The following is a 547-nucleotide window of genomic DNA, read 5'->3' on the forward strand; positions in this document are numbered from 1 at the left end:
AGCCCGGTTTCACGTGAAACATCGTCTACGCCCCCTGACGTCGACGTAGGTGCTCTAGTCGGGTCTAGCGGGGGGCCGGGGCACCCCACATGATGTCGGCGACTGTGTTGCTTGCTGAGCGCTGAGCCGGCATGCGCTAGCCGGGACCGACTGACCGGCCGCGCTGCGGCATCGCTCCTTTGCTGTTAACGCTCCAGGTTCTCCGCGCGGATGGCGGGCAAGGCGATCGCCGTCCCATCCGCCGCAGGATGGGGCAGTGCCGCCGGGGCGCGGCCCGCATTCTGGCCTGAGCTAGAACATGCGACGGATGAGATCGCCGTTCCACGTGAAACGCTGCCGTCCGCCGCCGTTCCACGTGAAACGACTCCGGCCGGCGCTGGCGGCCTGCGCCGTTCCACGTGAAACGTGGACCAGAATCAACAACGACAGCGACCGAATCCCTGGGCCATACCGATCGTTGCCGCCGAGCCGCCGAGCCGCCGAGCCGCCGAGCCGCCGAGCCGCCGAGCCGCCGAGCCGCCGAGCCGCCGAGCCGCCGAGCCGCCGA

At 69.8% G+C, this 547-nt stretch carries 1 protein-coding gene; it reads right to left on the bottom strand.

Going from position 1 to position 547, the window contains the following annotated elements; all coding sequences use genetic code 11:
- Positions 1 to 291 precede the first annotated feature (291 nt).
- The coding region (locus AB0F10_RS03005) for a hypothetical protein (RefSeq protein ID WP_360620122.1) at positions 292 to 547 on the bottom strand (256 nt) is incomplete at its 5' end.

The sequence above is a fragment of the Actinoplanes sp. NPDC026623 genome, from assembly GCF_040638275.1.
Classification (GTDB): domain Bacteria; phylum Actinomycetota; class Actinomycetes; order Mycobacteriales; family Micromonosporaceae; genus Actinoplanes.